Here is a 21,310-nt window from a genome sequence, read left to right as displayed (position 1 = left end):
GTACGAGGTAAATAGTCATGAATGAAGTAAGACCCACAAACGTAACCCCAGCAGTACCCCCGGTTGCCAGTGCTGCTTCATCAAAACCGGCTGATATGTTAGAAAGCAGCGGAAAAGAATTGCCAGTAGACGAAGCTCGTCAAGCTGAAGATTCTAAAAGTGTCAGCAATATTCAAGAAGCCGTCACCGAAATTAATGAATATGTGCAATCAGTACAGCGTGATCTACACTTTACAGTGGATGAAGAGTCTGGTGAAACCATTGTTCGTGTAAGAGATAAAGAATCGGGTGAATTAATTCGTCAAATCCCCGAGGACATCTTTTTAAGTCTGGCACAAAACTTGAAGGATAATCAGCCGATACACTTGTTTGATGCGCATGGATAAATTGTTGTAATACTATTTTTCTTTAAAAAAGATAAAAACAACACATCGACAGGTGCATTTATTATGCGCCTTTTTGTGTTTGTAAAATACGATCCATTAAATGTACAAAAATTTTTTGATGAGTCATCACGAAAAGACGCTGAAAAAGTTTTTAATGAGTCCTTCTGGTGAAACCAGAATCGAGTAAGAAATAGACTGAGTGCCATAAAGACGTCGAATTAAGTTCGGTGTGACGATAGTTTGAATATATAATCGGGGTAGTGTTATGTCGCAGAATATTGTGAGTGCTTTAGGTGCAGGGTCGGGCATCGATACCACAGCGCTAGTGAGCTCTTTAGTCGATGTTGAACGCTCGGCAACACAAACACGCATCGATACTAAAATTGAAACAGCTGAAACACAAATTTCTGATTTTGGTTTAGTGAGCAGCGCCTTATCGGTACTGCAAGATGCCGCCCAAAATTTGAATAATCCAGATACCTTTAATAGTAAATCCGCTTCTTTTACCGACAGTACGGCTTTTATCCCTGTTTCTTTAGACCCCGAAACACAAGCGGGCAATTATACCTTTCAAATTTCTCAGTTAGCACAAGCACAATCGCTATCATCCGATGCTTTATTTACTTCACCGTCAGATACGGTAGGCGAGGGTACGTTAACGTTTGAATTTGGTGCATGGGATGCGGTTGTGCCTCCAGCAGATCCAACGACGTTTACCGCTAACACCACTACAGCAACGACAACAATCACGATTGATGGAACTAATAACAGTTTAACCGGTTTAGCGAAAGCAATTAATGATGCTGATTTCGGTGTGCAGGCAAGTGTGGTGAATGATGGTGATGGTTATCGATTAGTGACTCGCGCTGAGTCAGGCTTGGATAACCAGTTGCGTATTACGGCTGCAGAAAGCGGCGGCTCGCCTAGCAACACCGACAACACGGGCTTATCACGTTTTGCTTTTAATGCCTCAGCCTTTCAAATGGATCAAAACCAAGTAGGGCAAGATGCGGCACTTACCGTTAATGGTTTGTCGGTCACTCGTAGTACAAATACTATTGATGATGTGATTGATGGTTTTGAATTTAGTTTAGCGGGTTTAACAGCGGGCAGTGAATCGGTAAGCGTTACGATCGATGAAGATAAATCTGCTGGTGAAACGGCCGTTAGAGAATTTTTTGAAGCTTATAATATTTTTTTAGAAGCACTGGAACCCATTACCGGTTTTAACGAGGAAACGGAAACATTTGGCAGTCTTGCTAATGATTCTCTCGCAAAGAGTATTCCTGCACAAATCCGTCAAGAATTAGTAGGTACAGTCACGGGGTTGGGGAGCGATTTCTCCTCCCTTACTAATATCGGTATTCGTACAGAATTAGACGGCAGTTTATCCATTGTTGAAGATGATTTTACTGCAGCAATTAGCGATAACTACGATCTATTTAAAAATTTATTTATTCCTGTCACTACATCATCAACGGATCAAATCACGATTAATAGTACGGGTGAAAATACGACGGCTGGCGAATACGCGGTCGTGATCACTCAGCCTCCTACCAAAGGTAGTTTAGTCGGTGCTGACATAGTCGACACCTTAGTGGCAGATTTAGCCAGCGTTACGGGCGCGACAAGCGCAACCTTAACCGGCGCAGCACCAACAGCTGTATTGACTGATTTTGTAGCTACCTCAGGTAATTTTGTGGGGGTAGCGGCGACGGCCACAGAGCCGTTAGATTTAACCGGTGGCTCCAGCAACTATGAATTTAGTATCACGGTTGATGGGGTCGCGTCTGCAGCAGCCATTAGTTTGGCGGCGTCTAATTATACAGATCATGACGCATTGGCCGTAGGTCTGCAGACCGCCATTAATAATGATGCTAATATTTCTGGTGTTACGGTGACTTATGATACTGATCATTTTGTATTTACGTCTTCAACGACGGGGGCGGACTCTTCAGTTGCTTTTTCTGGTTTAGCCGCTAATGCGACGGAATTAGGACTGTCAGCAGCTTCGGGTACCAACGGGACGGGTGGTACTACTGATTATGATTTTACATTAGCTGTTGATGGCACCACTTCCGGCACGATTAGTATTACTCCTGGAACCTATGCCACTTTTGATGATTTAGCGACGCACTTAACCACACAAATTAACGCCGATGCTACATTAACTACCGCAGGAAAAACGGTTGCAGTTACCCATGACGGTTCTGCGTTTGTCGTCACTTCAACGACAACGGGTGCGAGTTCCACCATTGCTAATGCAACAGCGGTAGGCTCAGAAGCATCAGCTCTAGGTATCACCACAGGTACTGCTGTACAAGGTGCTGAATCTGAATACGCGTTTACAGTGAATGTAAATGGTACAACGTCAGGCATTATCAATTTAACATCTGATACGTTTGCCGATAAAGCGGCAGTAGCCACTGAAATACAAAATAAAATTAATGCCGATAGCGTATTGGTCGCTGCGAATACTGCCGTAGAAGTAGCCTATGATAGTGATAATGATAGTTTCGTTATTACGTCAACACTTTTTGGCTCAACTTCAAATGTTAGTGTGACTAATATTGGCGCGAGTGCGGCAGATTTAGGCTTATCAACCGGTACGTCTACAGCAGGTATTAATGTGGCTGGTACTATAGATGGTGTTGCGGGCTTTGGTACTGGCAATGTGCTGTTACCCGCTTTAGGTGAACCGGGAGAAAGTTTAGCCTTGATCATTGGTGAGAGTGCGACATCAGCCACGCTGAATTTTTCTCGAGGTTTTGGTGGGCAATTAGATCAGTTGATAGAGCAATTTCTCGATACGAATAATGGTGTTATCAGCCTTAGAGAAACCTCGTTAAATACTAAGCTAGATGAATATGATGATGATCAAGATTCTCTTGATCGCCGCATTGAAGCCTACGAAGAAAGACTTACGTCACAGTTTATTGCTATGGAAGCGATTGTGCGCAGCCTGCAAGACAGTAGTTCGTTTTTAGAAAGTACTTTAGAAAGCCTGCTTGATAGTATGAATAGTAATTAATTATTGAAAATTGGTAAGCTATTACTAGTAGACGTTAGCTCGAGTAAAAAATATATGAGCGGCATTACTTTGCCGCACCTAGTCTGTGTTTATATAGGACAATGACTGCCTCTATAGAATACGCCACATCTGAGAAGACGCACATCAAAAAAGAATGACATCTAGTAACAATAACTATTTTTCTAAAAACTTCACTAAAGAATTTCCTGATCTTGCCGTTACATCTTATAACAGAGAATTATAACCGTTTGGGAGAAAATCATTGTGAATGCTCAAGTTGCTTTAAAAGGGTATAACAACGTAAAAGTTGATGCAGGGGTTGCAGGTGCATCAGCTCACGGTTTAATCCAAATGCTTTATGATGGTTTGTTAGAGCGCATGGCACAACTAAAAGGTGCAATCGAGCAAAAAAATATTGAATTGAAACACGCAAAAGTTAATCAATCGACCAGTATTGTGCTTGGTTTACGTGAAGCACTAGACACCGACGGTGGTGACGAATTGGCTAATCGTCTAGATACATTATATGACTATATTCAGCGTCAGCTATGGAAAGCCAATGTCAATAATTCTCCAGAGATAGTCGATGAGTGTATTCAACTGACACTACAAGTTAGTTCGGCATGGCGCGAAATATCAACCACCCACTAAGTCATCGCCGGTTGTTTTTATTTTAACCAATGTGAGAAATTTTCTTCACCCACAATAGATAAAGACACCCCATATCCATCGTGTCGATAGGCGGCGGTCTCTTTAGCAGAATAGCCCTGCCGTTGCTCCGACAAAAATTTTTCTGTCTGCTTTTTATCTTAACTGTTAAAAAATACCACCTTATAGATCAGTATTAATGATGTTTTATACTTTTTTTGATGCGTACTTTAACGCAAAGGTGTCTACGGGTTTTTACGTATTTTTTTAAAAATTTCTCCTTCGCTACCAATAGTCAGTCGAATGGTTGTAACAGCGTTTTTAAAAACTAACGGTGTATATTTCTGTTTTTTCGACGTTTTTTATTTTTCCATAGCAAATTCTATGGTTTTTTATGCTGCGCACGTCCTTCCTTGTTAGTTGTTAATATTTGCTTACCTTTTGCTGTTACAGTTTTTTTACAAAACGCAAGAAATGTTGATAATCATCTCAAACGACAAAAGCTTAAGTGTTGCTTACCTGTTTTAAACACGCTCACGGATTTTCTTCTTCGATTGATTGATCACAACAGATAACAAAAATTAATAATATCTGCTTGTGTTGCCGTGCTTATCAAAACCTGCAGCGCCTCTAATAAAAATAATATTCAATATCGAGTAATAGGTATGTTAGTTTCTTTTTTCGGAACACCCGCTTCGCGCTCTCGCTCGGCCGCAATAATGTCATTCACAAAGAAAGCAATGACTTTCTCCTTGATGGTCTGTGGTCTTTTCGCTATCCACAGTAGTGCCTCAGCAAAAGACCGCTTGCTTCGTGGGGAACAACTAGGGCCTGACAGCATACTCGAATCCAGCAATTGCCGTTACCGTTTGCATATGCAACTGGATGGCAATTTGGTGTTGCGTAACCAACACAATACTCCCTTGTTTGATACCAAAACTGCAGGGCAGGGGCGTTCGTATTTTGAATTTCAATCCTCAGACCGTAACTTAGTAATCTATCGTTCCAATGGCAGTGGTGCAAGTTGGGCGCCTTCTCCGAGTATTGCTCATAACACGGGTACGCAACTGATTTTACAAGAAGACGGCAACCTCGTTTTACGCCGAGCCGACAATAGCGTGGTCTGGGCATCGAATACTGGGCAGCCGTCGTCTGTGCCTACGAGTAGTATTTGTTCGGTTACACCGCCACCACCACCGCCTGCACCGGAGCCAGAACCCGATCCAGAACCCAAGCCAGCCGCCTTTGTTTCTGCCGCGGGTCGCAGCCAAATGTCACCCGGTGAAGGTTTACATACCCATCAGTACTTAGCCTCACCGAATTGTCGTTACCGTTTTGTGATGCAAGACGATGGTAACGCGGTGGTCTACAACATGGTCGCGGAGTTTCCTGAGCCCTTGTATGACATTGGTCGCGCAGGCCAAGGTCCTTCGTATTTTTGGTTTCAGCAGTCGGATAATAATTTAGCGGTGTATAAAAACGAGACCCTCGATGCCACGTGGGGTGCCGATGTCTATGACCAAGGTGGCCAAGTGCTGGGTATGCAAGACGACGGCAACGTGGTGTTGTATCGCGGTAGTGATGTGTTGTGGGAAACCTATACGAGCCAAGGGAGCGATCAGCCCAGTGTGTGTGGTTTACCCCACTTTGGTTGGGTTGCACAAGACGACAGTGATACGAGTGATGGAGGGGTGGGCGACTATTCCGGCAATGCCTATTCCGACTTTGTCGATTTCTCCGGCGCGTCAGATTATTCCAGCTTCAGTGGTTACGATGATCTCGCATCCGATGTTGGTGTACTACCCGGTGAGTTCTCGGTGTCAGGGGGGCAAGCCAGCTATTCTGTACCGATTAGCGTAGCCTCAGGGCGCGGTGGTATGCAGCCGGACTTGAGTATTCATTACAGCGGTGGCGGTAACGGTGTGTTGGGTGTGGGTTGGTCGCTGGGTGGGCTATCCAGTATTCACCGCTGTGCGGCGACGCTCGATACCGATGGGTTTATCGCATCAGGGCTCAGTTTTAGTGATAAAGATCGTTACTGTTTAGACGGTCAGCGCTTGATAGCGGTGAACGGTGTTGATGGGGGTATCGGTACCGAATATAAAACCGAGATTGATGGGTATGCCCGTATCCAATCCCACGGGGGGTCGGTAAACGAGCCGTACTATTGGACGGTAAAAACCAAAGCCGGTCAGGTGATGACCTACGGTCAAGACGGCAATGCGCGTGTGGTGATTCCCCAAAAAGGCACTCTCTCGTGGGCGGTGCGCCGGATTAACGATAGTACTGGCAAGAATCCGGTCACGTACCACTATAAAGGGGCGCAGGACTTTGAGAACGTCCAGTATATCGACAAGATCACCTACACCGGTGGCAAGGTCACGTTTGATTATGAGGGGCGTGAAGACATCAGCCGTCGCTATATACTCGGTCATGAGCAAGTCAACCGTTACCGTTTGCACGCGGTCAATGTTTTTGTGAATGAGATGGCGCTCTCACGCTATCTTCCCCAATACGCCTATGAAGGTTTTAATCGCTACACCACCTTGCGTAGCCTCAAGCAATGTAATGGTGTGGGTGAGTGTTTACCGGCACTTCGCTTTGAGTGGCAAACCGCTCAAGAAGGATGGGCAGAGGTACCGGCTTATCGTTTGCCCTATCAAACGACGATCGATAAAGAAACGGATATGGGATCGCGGTTTGTGGACCTTAATGGCGATGGCTTAATGGATTATCTGTACTACCGCGATGTGGATGGCGTCCGCAATAAAGCGGCGTTTATTAATCAGGGTGACCAAGCGCCGGATACGGGCGTCAGTAGTCGCTGGCTGTATGATGCAGACTATGAACCCAAGCACCCGATTGCGCAGAATCGGGTGGCTGATATTGGTGTGCGCTTTATCGATATTGATGGGAATGGTCTACTGGATCAGATCTATCGCCGGTATATGGATGGGGGTCATCAACAAAAAGGCGCGTATCTCAATAAGGGTGATGGTTGGGTCGAGAATAATGCCTATGGTCCGGCCTACCATCTTTCCGCTGACGATGACGAGTGGGGTGACTTGGGCTCACGGTTTGTGGATCTCAACGGGGATGGTTTGGTCGATCAGATTTACTCCTACCTCAATAGTGATCTTGAGACCCGCTCAGACGCCTTTTTTAATAATGGTAATGGATGGGACGTTGCCCCACAGTACCGCTTGCCCGAACACCATATCGCGACCGACAGCAACAACACCGACTTGGGTGTGCGCTTTATCGATGTGAACGGTGATGGCTTGGTGGACTATGTCTATCATCGCTTACAGTACGATGGCCAAGTACAAAAAGGTGCGTACTTAAACAACGGCAATGGTTGGACGCATGCTCCCCATTATGCACCACCGTACTATACGGCGATGGACGACAAGGGCGATATCGAATCAAGCCGAGATGATCGCCACGACAGCGGCGCCCGCTTTGTGGATGTTAATGGGGATGGCTTAGTCGATCAGATCTATCATCGCTTAGAGCGGCACATACACCGAGAAAAAATTGATTCCCAGCCGGGCGAGCCGCCCCGCTTTGTCTACCACGAGACGTTTAGTGAGGTGTCGGGAGCGTACTTAAATACCGGTGTGGGTTGGATCACCTCAGACGCGATTACCGCGCAGTATACCCCCCGTCAACCGATTGCCAAAGATGGCAAAACCGATCTGGGTTCGCGCTTTGTCGATGTCAACGGCGACGGTTTACTGGATCACGTCTTCCACCGCTTAGTTCACTTCGACCACGCTGATTCGGTGATTGAGAAAGGGGCGTATCTCAACACAGGCCATGGCTGGAAGCGGAATGACGCTTATACCCCAGCCTTCCATATCTCAGGTGATGAGCACTCGTGGGGTTATGACAAAGCCGGAGATAAGAATACCTCCGGTGGGAGCTACGGCTCACAATTTATTGACATCAATGGGGATGGTTTAGTGGATCAAGTGGTGTTCCGCTCGATCTTCCATGATGGGGGTCATGTTGAGCATCAACAGTTTAGCTTTATCAACCAAACCCAGCGCAAACACGTGTTGACGAAGATTGTGGATTCGACCCGTTTAGAAACGGCGCTGGAATATAAATATCTTACGGATAAATCCGTCTATACCGCCCATATTGGCTCTCAGTATCCGGTGTACGACATGGCCGGTCCGATACCCGTCGTCAGTGCGGTGGTGACCGATAATGGGGTCGGTGGCAAGACCCGTGTGAACTATCACTACGAAGGGTTGCGTGCGCATCTGCGTGGTCGCGGATCCTACGGGTATAAAACGATTACCCAGCACTATCCGGATACGGGTAAATCGATAGAGACGATCTTTGATCACACGGCTTTTCCTTTAGCGGGGAACATCGAACGCGTGATTGAGCGATACAATGGTCAAACCCTCAATGACGCACGCACGGTGTTGAGCGCAAGGCAGACCGCGCCATCGGTGTATCAAGTATCACTCGACCATTCCATCGAATCGAGCTATGAGCTGGATGGGCAAAAAATAGCGACCGTCACTACCGTCCATGAAGCGATCGACCCGTACGGTAATATCGGCAAACTCACCGTACACACGAGCGGTGCTGATGGACAAACCTTCTCTAAGCAAACGGTGAGTGACTACATCAACGACACCAGCCGCTGGTATTTAGGGCGACTCACTCAAAGCACTGTTGCTCATGTCGCACCGGGTCAAGATAACCAATACCGCCGTAGCCGCTTTGAGTACGATACCCATACGGGGCTGTTGACCAAAGAATCCATCGTGAGTGTGGAGGACAACACCCCATTAACCACCACGATTTATACCTACGATAGCTATGGTCATCAAACGGGGGTACGTGTGACTGCGTCAGGGCAGTCTGATCGCTATAGCAGCACCACCTACGATGCACTGGGTCGTGTGGTAAAAACCTGTAATCAACTGAATCAATGCAGTACCAATACCTACAGCCCAGAGAGTCGCTTGCTGAGTACCACCGGCCTCAATGGCTTAACCACCACGTTTGAGTACGACGACTTTGGTCGCAAAGTGAAAACCACTGGTGCAGACGGTCTCTGGTCGATTGCGACCACCCGCTTTGCCAGCAGCGGTGAGTGTGGACTCTTAGTGGAACACGCCTATACCTGCGCTATTGCTCAAACCCAAGGCACCCCCCCCGTGATTGCGCAACAAGACCGCCTAGGTCGCACCGTACGCACCATCACCACGGGATTCGATGGGCGTTTGATTTATAGCGATACCGAGTACAACCATCTGGCTCAAACCCATCGTGTCAGTCGTCAGTATTTTATGGGTGACCATGTGTATTGGGCTGAGAGTGAATATGATGTGTTAGATCGCGTTACCCGTGTTAACGAACCCGGCCCACATGGTGCGCGCACTATGGCTAAGACTGTCTACAATGGCTTAGCAACCACCGTGATTAGTGGTGACGATGACCGAGAAAAAACTGTTCGCACCAATGCCATCGGTCAAACGATTTATCGTGAAGAAGAAGAGGGTAGCTACGTCGAATACACCTACACCGCCGACGGTAACCTCAAAACCACCACCGTTGCCGGCGACACCGACACCACTATTACTCTTTATTACGACGAGTTTGGTCGCAAGATCAAAATGGATGATCCCGATATGGGCAGTTGGACTTATCAGTACAACGCCTTTAGCGAGTTGGTGAGTCAGACTGATGCCAAATATCAAACCACCACCATGCGCTATGACGAAGTCGGTCGTATGATCGAGCGTATCGATGCCGATGGCGGGGTAACCACATGGCACTATGGTGACAATACAGCACCGGCTGGCAGTATCGGCAAACTGATTCGAGATAAAAAAATACATCCGACAGAGGGGAGTATCGAGCGGATGTATGCGTACGACTCGCTGGGACGTCCCGATGAAACCATCACCCTGATTGATGAAGGCCTCGCTACCGAGCAGAGCTTTAGCACACAGTTAGCCTATGATTCCCTCGGCCGTCTAAGCCACACCCTCTATCCCGGTAGTGACAACTTCTACACCGAGAATGTGTATAACACTGACGGCTTTCTTGCCAAGGTGCGCGGCCTGCGTTCCAATAGCGAGCACTACGATCTTGATCGGCTCCTGCCGCTGATTGATACCGCCACCGAACAGGCGAGTGACTTCTTAGCCAGTGCCGCGCGTTTACGAGGTATTGGTGAAGCGTATCAGTGGCGTATTAACGATCTTCAGTCGCTCACCGCCGGAGGCAACTACGGTAACGTACTACTCGATCACGAAAGTGCATTAACCGCGATCGTCGATAAATCGGAGGCAAGTACGACAAAGGTCACGGCTACGGTGTTCATGGCCAAATCGGATATGCCGTTGTTTTACAACGGGATCGTGATTCCGTTGCATGCGATAACACCAGTAGAGAAGACGACGACGTCTGTTGCACTGAATACCTCATTGCGTGAGCATATCGGCCATACGATTATCGAGCTTGAAACCGTGAGAGACCTGATCGCTCAACAAGCGGGGACTTATGAAGCGAGTGCCGAGCAGTTAATCGTTCTAGCCGAACAAACCCTCGCAGCCGCGGATAATCACTTCCAGTATGCGCGCACGCTGAATCGTGGTGGAGAAGCCTATACCGAACTCGTCAACGATGACCAGTACACCACTTACTGGCAAGCGCTGGATGTAGATGCGGCCGGTCGCACCCGTGCCGAGGTCTATGGCAACGGTATCGTCAACGACTACACCTATAATCAGGCCACCGGTGAGCTACAGCAAATCCACAGTGGCTTACTCAGCATCAGCCCGATCCGTCATCTGGAATACCAATACGATAGCTATCGCAACGTGACCCACCGTCACGACTACGTTAACGATATTCAAGAAGACTTCACCTACGACCAGCTCGATCGATTAACGCGCACCGATATTGCTAGCAGCCTCTATGTCTCCACCGAGTTTAACGGTAGCCAAACTCAAGAATACGATGTGTACGGCAATATCACCTATAAATCCGATGTGGGGTATTACACCTACGGTAATGGGATTGATAACAGCAGCGGCGCTGGTATTCACGCAGTTATTGCTACGACCCCCACGGATGGGGGAAGTGCTGGTAACGCAGGAGCAGTTACCACGTACCAGTACGATGCCAACGGCAATATGGTCAGTGATAATGGCCGTACCTTAGCGTGGAGTAGTTTTAACAAACCCATCCTGATGACTCAAGACGGTCGCTCGGCCGCGTTTAGCTACGGCAGTGATCGCAGTCGCTACAAAAAAGTGAATCATCAAGGCGATACCACCCTCTACATCGGCAGGCTCTATGAGCGTGTGACGAAGGGCAGTGACAGTAGCGTGGATGAAAAACACTACATCTATGCTGGTGGCAGCTTAGTGGCAGAGCATATCGTTTCCACCACCGCTGGGGTACAAACCCGCTATCTCCACAAAGATGCTCAAGGCACAATTGATCTGGTTACGGATGCCTACGCCAATGTGGTTGACCGAAGAAGTTTCGATGCGTGGGGCAAGCTACGCAACCTGACATGGAAAGATCACGAGGGGATCAATAGTCCGTTGTATCTGACGCAGTTACCGTTTACCAATAAGGGGTATACCGGTCACGAGACGATTCAGGAAGTGGAGTTAATCCATATGAATGGTCGGGTATACGATGCGACGTTAGCGCGTTTTACGACGGCAGATCCACATATTCAAGAAGGGGCGTTAACGCAGAGTTACAACCGTTACAGCTATGTGATGAACAACCCGATGAAGTACACAGATCCGAGTGGGTACTTCTTTAAGAAAATGGTCGGTGGATTTAGGCAGTTTTGGCAAAACACCGTGGGGGCTGCCTTGCGTGAGATTGCCAAAGTGCCGGCGTTAAATGCTTTGGTGACGGCGGCTGCCTGTTCTAATCCGTTGAGTTGTATCGCGTATTCTGCAGCATCCGCTTATGCCGTGACCGGTGAGTTCACCCAAGCCATTAAAGCGGGGGTTATCGCGGCGGCGACGATCACGATGTCGAGTCATATTGGTAATACGGCTCAGGGTTCGTTTGGTGCGTGGTTAGGTGAGCGCTCTGTGAGTGTGGGTAGCAAAACGATTGAAGTGGGGCGTGCGTTTGCCCACGCTACCGTGCGAGGGACGATGAGCGTGATCCAAGGGGGCAAGTTTGGCGCGGGGTTCGCGAGCGCTTTCTTTAGTAAAGTGATTTCGAGCCCGATTGAGGGCTTTGCGAGCCACTTTGGTGTTGTGCGTGATGTCGTCGGTGCATCGCTAGCAGGCATAGCCGGTGGAACGATAGAGAGTCTCGGTGGCGGTAAGTTTGCTAATGGAGCGGCAACGGCAGCGATTCAGTATCTTTATAATCAGGTGTCGGGTCCTCATGACACTGACAAACTCCATAATCCGTTTACCATCGATAACTTGCTAAAAAATAGCAGTATTACTGCAAGTATAGGAGTTGGATTCTTTAAAGCTAACATACTTCAGTTCGTCTTTTTTCCTACTGACATACTCGCAAGCTATTTCTTTTGGGGAGAGGGTTACGGTTTTGGCGGGCGACTATCCCTGACTGTTGACCAAGTGGTGTCTATGGAGGGTGAGTTTCATGATAACCAAGTGCTTACGAAAACTGGTGGCGGAGGTGGTAAAGGTATAGCGGCCTATGCAGCTATATTAGCCACTGATACAGGTAAAGCTGAGGCTATTTCTCTAGGCGCAGGTGCAGGGATAGGCGTGTTCTATGTGAGCGGTAGAAAGTTGACTCTAAACACTATTGCAAATTTTGCGAGCAAGCCTGTTCCATTAGAGATGCGACCAACAAATAATCCGCACCCACCTTTGTCTAAATCTGAAATCCGCGTAAAAACAGAGCATCTATTGGGGTATAAATGAGAGCAGTAGCAATCAATAAAAATTAATAGAGTTCAACTCGATTGAAAAGAAAAAATATCAAAAATTTTGATTAAACAATTAATATAAACATAACGATAAACGAGGAAAAAATGAAAATAATCTCTACAGCAATACTTGCATTCTCTATGGCGCTTTCAGCAAATACTTATGCCGCCCATGAGGCTGGGCCTTTTAAAGTGTCTAGCTTACGCATTGGTACCGATGGAACATATGTGATGTTCGATCCAGCCCCGAAGGCATGTAATGGCACAAACTATTTCCGTGCACATGCTCGTGTGTTATCCGATAGTACTAATTACGATTCAATGTATAGCCTTCTATTAGCGGCGTATAGCTCAGGGGCGACTTTACAATACTTATTTTTTAATACGCCTTCAGGTACCGATGGTTGCAGCACGGCAGGGGGGCTATTGCAGTTACATACGCTTGAGCTTTCTAAAAAATAATCCATACCGACACAACCATGTGAGCGACCGGTTTAGCCTTTCCTGTTCGCTCTTTTTTCATATTAATTCACCTTGGAGAAACCCTGAAGAGATTCAGGGTTTCTTTTTTGACAATTTTTTATTTGCTTTTTAATTTTCTAGTTGGACACCTTCTCTATGCTGTTCTCTTATTCTTCTCCGCTTATCACTCAACGTGCATCTATCTTTAATAGATTACTCTCAGTTTTTTTATGGTTATCGTTGCTAGGTTTACTCTTTTTTCACAGCAGCGTTTCAGCAAAAGATCGTTTGTTTCGTGGGGAGCAACTAGGGCCTGACAGCATACTCGAATCCAGTAATTGTCGTTATCGTTTGCATATGCAACTGGATGGTAATTTAGTCTTACGTAACCAGCACAATACTCCCTTGTTTGATACCAAAACCGCAGGGCAGGGGCGTTCGTATTTTGTGTTTCAATCCGCAGACGGTAATTTAGTGACTTATCGCTCCAATGGCAGTGGTTCAAGCTGGGCACCTTCTCCGAATATTTCGGTTAACACGGGTACACAACTGATTTTACAAGAAGACGGCAACCTCGTTTTACGCCGAGCAAACAATAGCGTGGTCTGGGCATCGAATACTGGGCAGCCGTCGTCTGTGCCTACCAATAGTCTCTGTTCCGTTTCATCACCGCCACCTGCGCTACCAGAATCTGAGCCACCGCTATTAGAAGAGGTGTATCAATATCCCGCAGAGACCGATTATTCAGGTACATCTAACGCGTCAGACTTTAGCGGTTATGAAGAGAATCCAGATACCGTGGGCAATGTGGCGGGTGAGTTTGCCGTATCCGGTGGGCAGGTGAGCTACTCTGTACCGATTCAGGTCGCCCCTGGTCGTGGTGGTATGCAGCCAGATCTGAGCGTTAATTACAGTGGTTCCGGTAATGGCATATTAGGTGTGGGGTGGTCCTTGGGTGGTGTGTCGAGTATTCACCGTTGTGCGCCCACTTTAGATCAAGATGGTTTTATTGATACGGGCATTACCTTTGGTCATCGAGATCGGTACTGCCTTGATGGACAACGCTTGATCGCTATCAATGGTAGCGATGGTGGCGTGGGTACAGAGTACCGTACCGAAGTGGATAGCTATACGCAGATCATATCCTATGGTGGTACCACTCATCACCCGAACCACTGGGTGGTAAAAACCAAAGCCGGTCAAGTGCTGACGTTTGGTGGTAATGATGATGCAAGAGTATCCCTTGCAAGCAAAGGCACACTTTCTTGGTCGGTGAGAGAACTCAACGATAGCACCAGTAATAACCCGGTGACCTATCACTATAAAAATGCACAGCTATTTGAGAATGTTCAGTACCTTGACAAGATTACCTATAACGGTGGCCGCGTTGCCTTCAACTATGAAGAGCGCGAAGATATTACGCGGGGTTATGTATTAGGTCACGAGCGAGTGAACCGTTATCGTCTACACAGTGTTGATGTCTATGTCCACGATCATCATCTTAACCGCTACCTTCCTCATTATGCTTATGAAGGTTTCCATGGTGCGAGTACCTTACGTAGCTTGAAGCAATGCAATAGTGATGGCGAGTGTTTACCAGAACTGCGTTTTATCTGGCAAGAGGCCCAAGAAGGTTGGGTAGAATCATCGGACTATCGTCTGCCTTATCAAACCAATATTGATAATGAAGCCGACATGGGCTCGCGCTTTGTAGACGTCAATGGTGATGGCTTATTAGATTATGTGTATTACCGATATGTGGATGGTGAACACCGTCGAGGTGCATATATTAACACCGGTAGCGGTTGGCGTTCAGAAGATCGTTACAAGCCCAAGTATCATATTGCTACCAACAATCGCGCTGACTTGGGTGTGCGCTTTATGGATATTAATGGTGATGGTCTGCTAGACCAAATTTATCATCGCTATATTAGTGATACGGAACAACAAAAAGGCGCTTACTTAAATACAGGTAATGGTTGGGAAGGTGATAATCGTTATGGCCCGGCTTATCATATCTCCGCCGATAATAATCTCTGGGGGGATTTAGGTTCACGCTTTATTGACCTCAATGGCGATGGTTTGGTGGATCAAATTTATTCCTACCTCGATAGCGCGCTAACCACTCACTCGGGTGCTTTTTTAAATAATGGCAACGGATGGAATCAAGCCCCCGCTTATAAGCTACCGGAACATCATATTGCGACCGATAGTAATAATACGGATTTAGGGATTCGTTTTATTGACATCAATGGTGATGGCTTGGTGGATTATCTTTACCACCGATTAACGTTTAACGGACAAGTACAAAAAGGCGCTTATCTGAATACCGGTAGTGGTTGGAAGCTCGCATCCGATTACACTCCACCGTATTTTACCGCGATGGATGATCAAGGGGATATTGAATCAGCGGATGATGATCGTTACGACGCGGGCTCACGTTTTGTCGATATTAACGGTGATGGTTTGCTTGACATGGTGTATCACCGATTGGTGAGAGAAGTGGTAGAGGAAACGGCGATTAATGCGATCAGTGGTCAAGAAGTGGTGCAGCGCCGCTATACCATTTTTACCTCTGAAAAAGGCGCGTACTTAAATACCGGGGAAGGCTGGATCACATCGCCAGCGATTAAAGCTCAGTACACACCTCGTCAACCCATTGCCAAAGACGGTGTGACTGATCTCGGTTCACGCTTTGTGGATATTAATGGCGATGGTTTAACGGACCAAGTGTTCCATCGTTTAGTCAACTTCGATCCACTAAATATCCAAAAAGGGGCTTACCTGAATACGGCGTCTGGTTGGAAACGCAACGATGCTTATACGCCAGCGTTTCATATTGCAGGGGATGGTCATACTGGTGGTGACTATGGTTCACAATTTGTGGATATCAATGGTGACGGTTTTGTGGATCAAGTGGTGTTCCGTTCGATCTTCCTTGATGGTCGTGTGGAGCATCAGCAACATACGTATCTCAACCAAACACGGCAGAAACACCTTCTCACAAAGATTATCGACTCTAATCGTTTAGAGACAGCCTTACAATATGGTTACCTAACCGACCCATCAATTTATACTCCATACACGGGCTCCCAATATCCGGTATACGATATAGCTGCCCCGATATTAGTGGTGAGTGATGTGACCACCGATAACGGTGTGGGTGGTCAAACAACAGTGAGTTATCGCTACGAAGGGTTGCGTGCACATATGCGTGGCCGAGGTTCTTATGGCTATAAGAAAATCACAGAGCATTATCCGGATACCGGTAAATCTATTGAGACGGTATTTAACCACGATGCGTTTCCTAAAACCGGCAATGTAGAAAAAAGAATAGAGCGCTATAACGGCCAAGTAGTGAATGAATCACAAACGGTGTTAACAACAGTAAAGAAGGCGGCCTTTGATCACTTCACGTATCAATTGCATCTCGATCACTCGATAGAATCAAGCTACGAGTTAAATGGTGAGAAAGTCGTTACTATTCATACCGTACACGAACACGTCGATCCGTACGGTAATATCGGCAAACTCACCGTACACACGAGCGGCGCAGACGGTCAACGTTTTACCAAAGAGACGTTAAGCGAGTACGATAATAATACTTATCGTTGGTATTTAGGTCGGCTAACTCAAAGTACAGTGACTCACACAGCACCTTATCAATTGCCTGTTCAACGTCGATCCCAATTTGAATATGATGCAGAGAGAGGTTTGCTAACAGCAGAGTCTGTGATGAATGTCGATACAGGCAATCCGATCATCACAAAAACCTATAGCCACAATAACTATGGTCAACGAATATCGGTGCGATCAAGTGTAGTTGGAGAAGCTGATACCCTCTCGACTATGGAGTACAACAATTTAGGCCGCTTGGTTAAGGGTTGTAATTCGTTGAATGAATGCGTAAGCAATAGTTACACAAAGGCCGGTGACTTAGCCAGTGTTACAGATATTAATGGGTTGATAACCCAATGGGTTTACGATGATTTTGGTCGTCAAACCGAAGAACACCGTGCAGACGGCACTTCCACAAAGACCGCTATTCACTTTGCCAGCTCAGGCTACTGCGGTGATCTCGCCGAACACGCCTACACCTGCACCATCACCGAAGTCACAGGAACGCAACCATCCATCGTCCAACAAGATCGTTTAGGTCGTACCGTCAGAACCCTCAACACTGGCTTCGACGGGCGTCTTATCTACAGCGATACCCAATACAACCATTTAGCCCAACCCGCTCGTGTCAGCCGACCCTACTTTTCAGGGGATCATACCTATTGGGCAATTAGTGAATATGATGTGTTAGGTCGGGTGACTAAAGTGGATGAGCCCAGTGCCCATGGCACCCGCACCATGGCCGAAACTCGCTACAACGGATTAGAAACCGTGGTGATTAGCGGTGAAGAGGATCGCGAGAAACTCGTGCGCACCAATGCCATCGGCCAAACGATTTATCGAGAAGAAGAACTCGGCAGCTATGTGGAATATACCTACACCGCCGACGGTAATCTCAAAACCACCACCGTTGCCGGAGACAGCGATACCACCGTCACCCTGTATTACGATGCGTTTGGCCGCAAGATCAAAATGGATGATCCGGACATGGGTATTTGGACTTATGACTACAATGCCTACGGCCAACTGATCAGCCAGACGGATGCCAAAGGCCAAACCACCATCATGGAGTACGATATTCTCGATCGTATGATTGCCCGCTATGATGGTGATGGCGGTATGACCACCTGGGAATACGGCAGCCTAAATGCCCCTGCAGGCAGCCGCGGAAAGCTGCTGAATGAAACCCACGAGCAAGCCGACGGTGGCGGCATCAGCAAAACCTACTTCTATGACTCCCTAGGGCGTATTGAAGAAACCCAAGTCACCATTGACCCCAACCTGCCACATGCCAATAGCTTTAGTACGCAACTGGCTTATGATTCCCTAGGTCGATTGAGCCGAACACTCTATCCCGGCAGTGATAATTTCTATACGGAAAACCTCTATAACGACAATGGCTTTTTAACGAAAGTTCGCGGCCTACGTTCCAATAGTGAGCACTACAATCTCGATCAATTACTACCACTGATTAGTGATGCGGTGGACTTTGCGGATGAGTTTTTAGTGAGTGCCGCTCGCCTACGAGGCATTGGCGAAGCCTATCAATGGCGTATTAACGATCTTCGTTCTCTCACCGCCGGAGGCAATTACGGCAATGTACTGGCCGATCACGAAAGTGCCTTAGAAGCGGTAATTGCTAAAGCGGATAACACAACGGTCGAGACCCATACCGAAACATCGGTGGTTGAGAGCGATATGTTCTTAGCTTACAAAGGGATGGTCATTCCCATGACCGCTCGTCAGACCATCGAAACCCAACATCAAACACTAGCGCTAGACGAGGGCTTATTAGAACACGTTAACCACACCATTATTGAATTAGAAACGGTTCGTGCGCTTATTGCCAAGCAAGCGGGGAGTTATGAAGACAGTGCGGAACAATTAATTATACTCGCTGAACAAACCTTAGCGGCAGCGGATAATCACTTCCAATATGCACGCACACTGAATCGTGGTGCCGATGCCTATACCGAACTCGTTAACGACAACCAGTACACCACTTATTGGCAAGTATTAGATGTGGATGCCTCTGGTCGCACCAGTGCGGAGGTGTACGGTAACGGTGTTGTTAACGACTACACCTACAATCAGGCCACCGGTGAGCTACAACAAATCCATAGTGGCTTGTTAAGCATTAGTCCATTAAAGCATTTGGAATATCAGTATGACGGCTATAAAAATGTCACCACTCGTCATGATCATGTCAATGATATTCAAGAAGACTTTTACTACGACCGTTTGGATCGTTTAACGCGTACCGATATTGCTAGCCAGCTTTATCCCTCCACAGCATTTAATGGTAGCCAAACTCAAGAATACGATGTGCATGGCAATATTACTTATAAATCCGATGTCGGCCATTACACCTATGGTAATGGCATAGCCAGTGGTGCGGGTATCCACGCAGTTATTGCTACGACCCCCACGGATGGGGGAAGTGCTGGTAACGCAGGAGCAGTTACCACGTACCAATACGATGCTAACGGTAATATGGTTAGTGGTGATGGTCGCACATTGGCATGGAGTAGTTTTAACAAGCCGACTCTTATGACCAAAGACGGTCGTTCGGCAGCCTTTAGTTACGGCGGTGATCGTAGCCGTTACAAAAAAGTCAATCATCTCGGAGATACCACCTTATACATTGGCCAACTCTATGAGCGTTTAACCAAGGGTGGCGATGGTAGTGTGGATGAGAAGCACTATATCTATGCCGGTGGTAGTTTGGTGGCCGAGCATATTGTCTCCACCGCGGCGGGTGTACAAACCCGTTACTTACACAAAGATGCCTTAGGCAGTATTGATTTAGTCACCGATGCTTATGCGAATGTGGTGGATCGTAGAAGCTTTGATGCCTGGGGTCAGTTGCGCAACCTACCGTGGAAAGACAGTGAAGGAATTAACAACCCGCTGTATTTAACGCAGCTACCGTTTACGAATAAAGCGTACACCGGCCATGAAAATATTCAGGAAGTGGATTTAATCCACATGAATGGTCGCGTCTATGACGCCCGCTTAGCAAGGTTTATGAGTGCAGACCCACATATTCAGGAAGGGGCGTTAACCCAGAGTTATAACCGTTACAGTTATGTGATGAATAATCCGTTGAAGTATACGGATCCCAGTGGGTATTTTTGGAAAAAAATAAGCAAGATATTCCGTGCCTTAGCGAGAGTTCCTATTTTAAATGCGATAGCGCAAATTGCGGCCTGTTACTTTGGTGGCCCAGCAGGCTGTGCCGCTTATGCTGCAGTATCAACGTATGCAGTGACGGGAAAATTTGGTCAGGCACTTAAGGCCGGTATAACAGCATTGGTTACTGCAGAAATATCGAGTGCTATAGGTAGTGATATCGCTGGTTCTTTTGGTGAAACCTTAGGAAAAGCTGCCGTTACAGTGGGCAAAACCACGATTGATTTGGGGCGTGCAACCGCACATGCCGTTGTCAGCGGTACTATCAACGTATTGCACGGCGGTAAGTTTGGCGCTTCTTTTGCTGCTTCGTTCTTTACTAAAATTATTTCAAGTCCTATCCAAGGGTTTGCCGATAAGTTTGGTAGTGCGCGTGAGCTAGTGGGTGCATCATTGGCAGCTATATCAGGAGGCACCATATCGAAGTTAGGGGGAGGTAAGTTTGGTAATGGTGCGGCAACCGCGGCAATTCAGTATTTGTATAATCAAGCTGGTTCAAATGCTCGCACAGCATTTGCTAAAAAACTATTAGTCGATTATCTGAATGCTCGTGATCAAGATGCATGGAGTCTTGACGATGGGTTTCTTTATGTCGATCTGGATGATTCTATATCGGCATTAGATGATTCCGGTATGTTCAGCATAGATCGTTTAATGGCTGTCTATGGGGTCGTTGAAAATAATACATTTTCTAGATACGCAGGTGAAAAAGACCTTAAAGAACATGCTAACGAGTACATGGATGTGATCACACGAGGTTCAGATGAGTTACTTTTCTATAATACTGATGCAATAAGACTATATGGTTTTGATGGTCTTGTTTACAGAGAAATTCGGTACCAGCCTGATAACAATGTTAGAGGGTTGGTGACTTTCGATATTGTTAATTCAACACATCTTAGCGAAATAGCAATAAAAACAGTTGTTGACTATGCTCCCATTAGTAAACTTTTTAGAATGGTACCGAAAATGCCAGAACTTAAACTAGAAAAATAAGGTAAAAAATATGTTATAGAATGGTTTACTAATAAAGCGTTAGTTATAATAACTAGCGTT

At 46.8% G+C, this 21,310-nt stretch carries 6 protein-coding genes; all 6 read left to right on the top strand.

Annotated features, from left to right (window positions below):
- The first annotated feature begins 17 nt into the window (after positions 1–17).
- The 6 genes from ACZ5O6_RS06190 (at position 18) to ACZ5O6_RS06165 (ending at position 21,250) form a co-directional block, all read left to right on the top strand.
- Positions 18–386: a flagellar protein FlaG gene (locus ACZ5O6_RS06190; protein WP_447090960.1), complete on the top strand. Its 369-nt coding sequence runs from the start codon at positions 18–20 to the stop codon at positions 384–386.
- Between the two features lie 265 nt (positions 387–651).
- Positions 652–3,417: a flagellar filament capping protein FliD gene (gene fliD / locus ACZ5O6_RS06185; protein WP_447090959.1), complete on the top strand. Its 2,766-nt coding sequence runs from the start codon at positions 652–654 to the stop codon at positions 3,415–3,417.
- Positions 3,418–3,681: 264 nt separating this feature from the next.
- Positions 3,682–4,068: a flagellar export chaperone FliS gene (gene fliS / locus ACZ5O6_RS06180; protein ID WP_447090958.1), complete on the top strand. Its 387-nt coding sequence runs from the start codon at positions 3,682–3,684 to the stop codon at positions 4,066–4,068.
- 737 nt (positions 4,069–4,805) lie between these two features.
- Positions 4,806–12,977 (top strand): SpvB/TcaC N-terminal domain-containing protein, encoded by an 8,172-nt coding sequence (locus ACZ5O6_RS06175; protein WP_464283553.1) that lies wholly within the window; start codon positions 4,806–4,808, stop codon positions 12,975–12,977.
- Between the two features lie 110 nt (positions 12,978–13,087).
- Positions 13,088–13,444 carry a hypothetical protein gene (locus tag ACZ5O6_RS06170; RefSeq protein WP_447090956.1) on the top strand — a complete coding sequence of 119 codons (357 nt, stop codon included), beginning with the start codon at positions 13,088–13,090 and terminating at the stop codon, positions 13,442–13,444.
- A 156-nt stretch (positions 13,445–13,600) separates the two neighbouring features.
- Positions 13,601–21,250 (top strand): SpvB/TcaC N-terminal domain-containing protein, encoded by a 7,650-nt coding sequence (locus ACZ5O6_RS06165; RefSeq protein WP_447090955.1) that lies wholly within the window; start codon positions 13,601–13,603, stop codon positions 21,248–21,250.
- Positions 21,251–21,310: the final 60 nt, after the last annotated feature.

The sequence above is a fragment of the Eionea flava genome, assembly GCF_055393785.1.
Note: the sequence above shows the minus strand (reverse complement) of the source record. Positions and strands in the feature narration are given on the sequence as shown.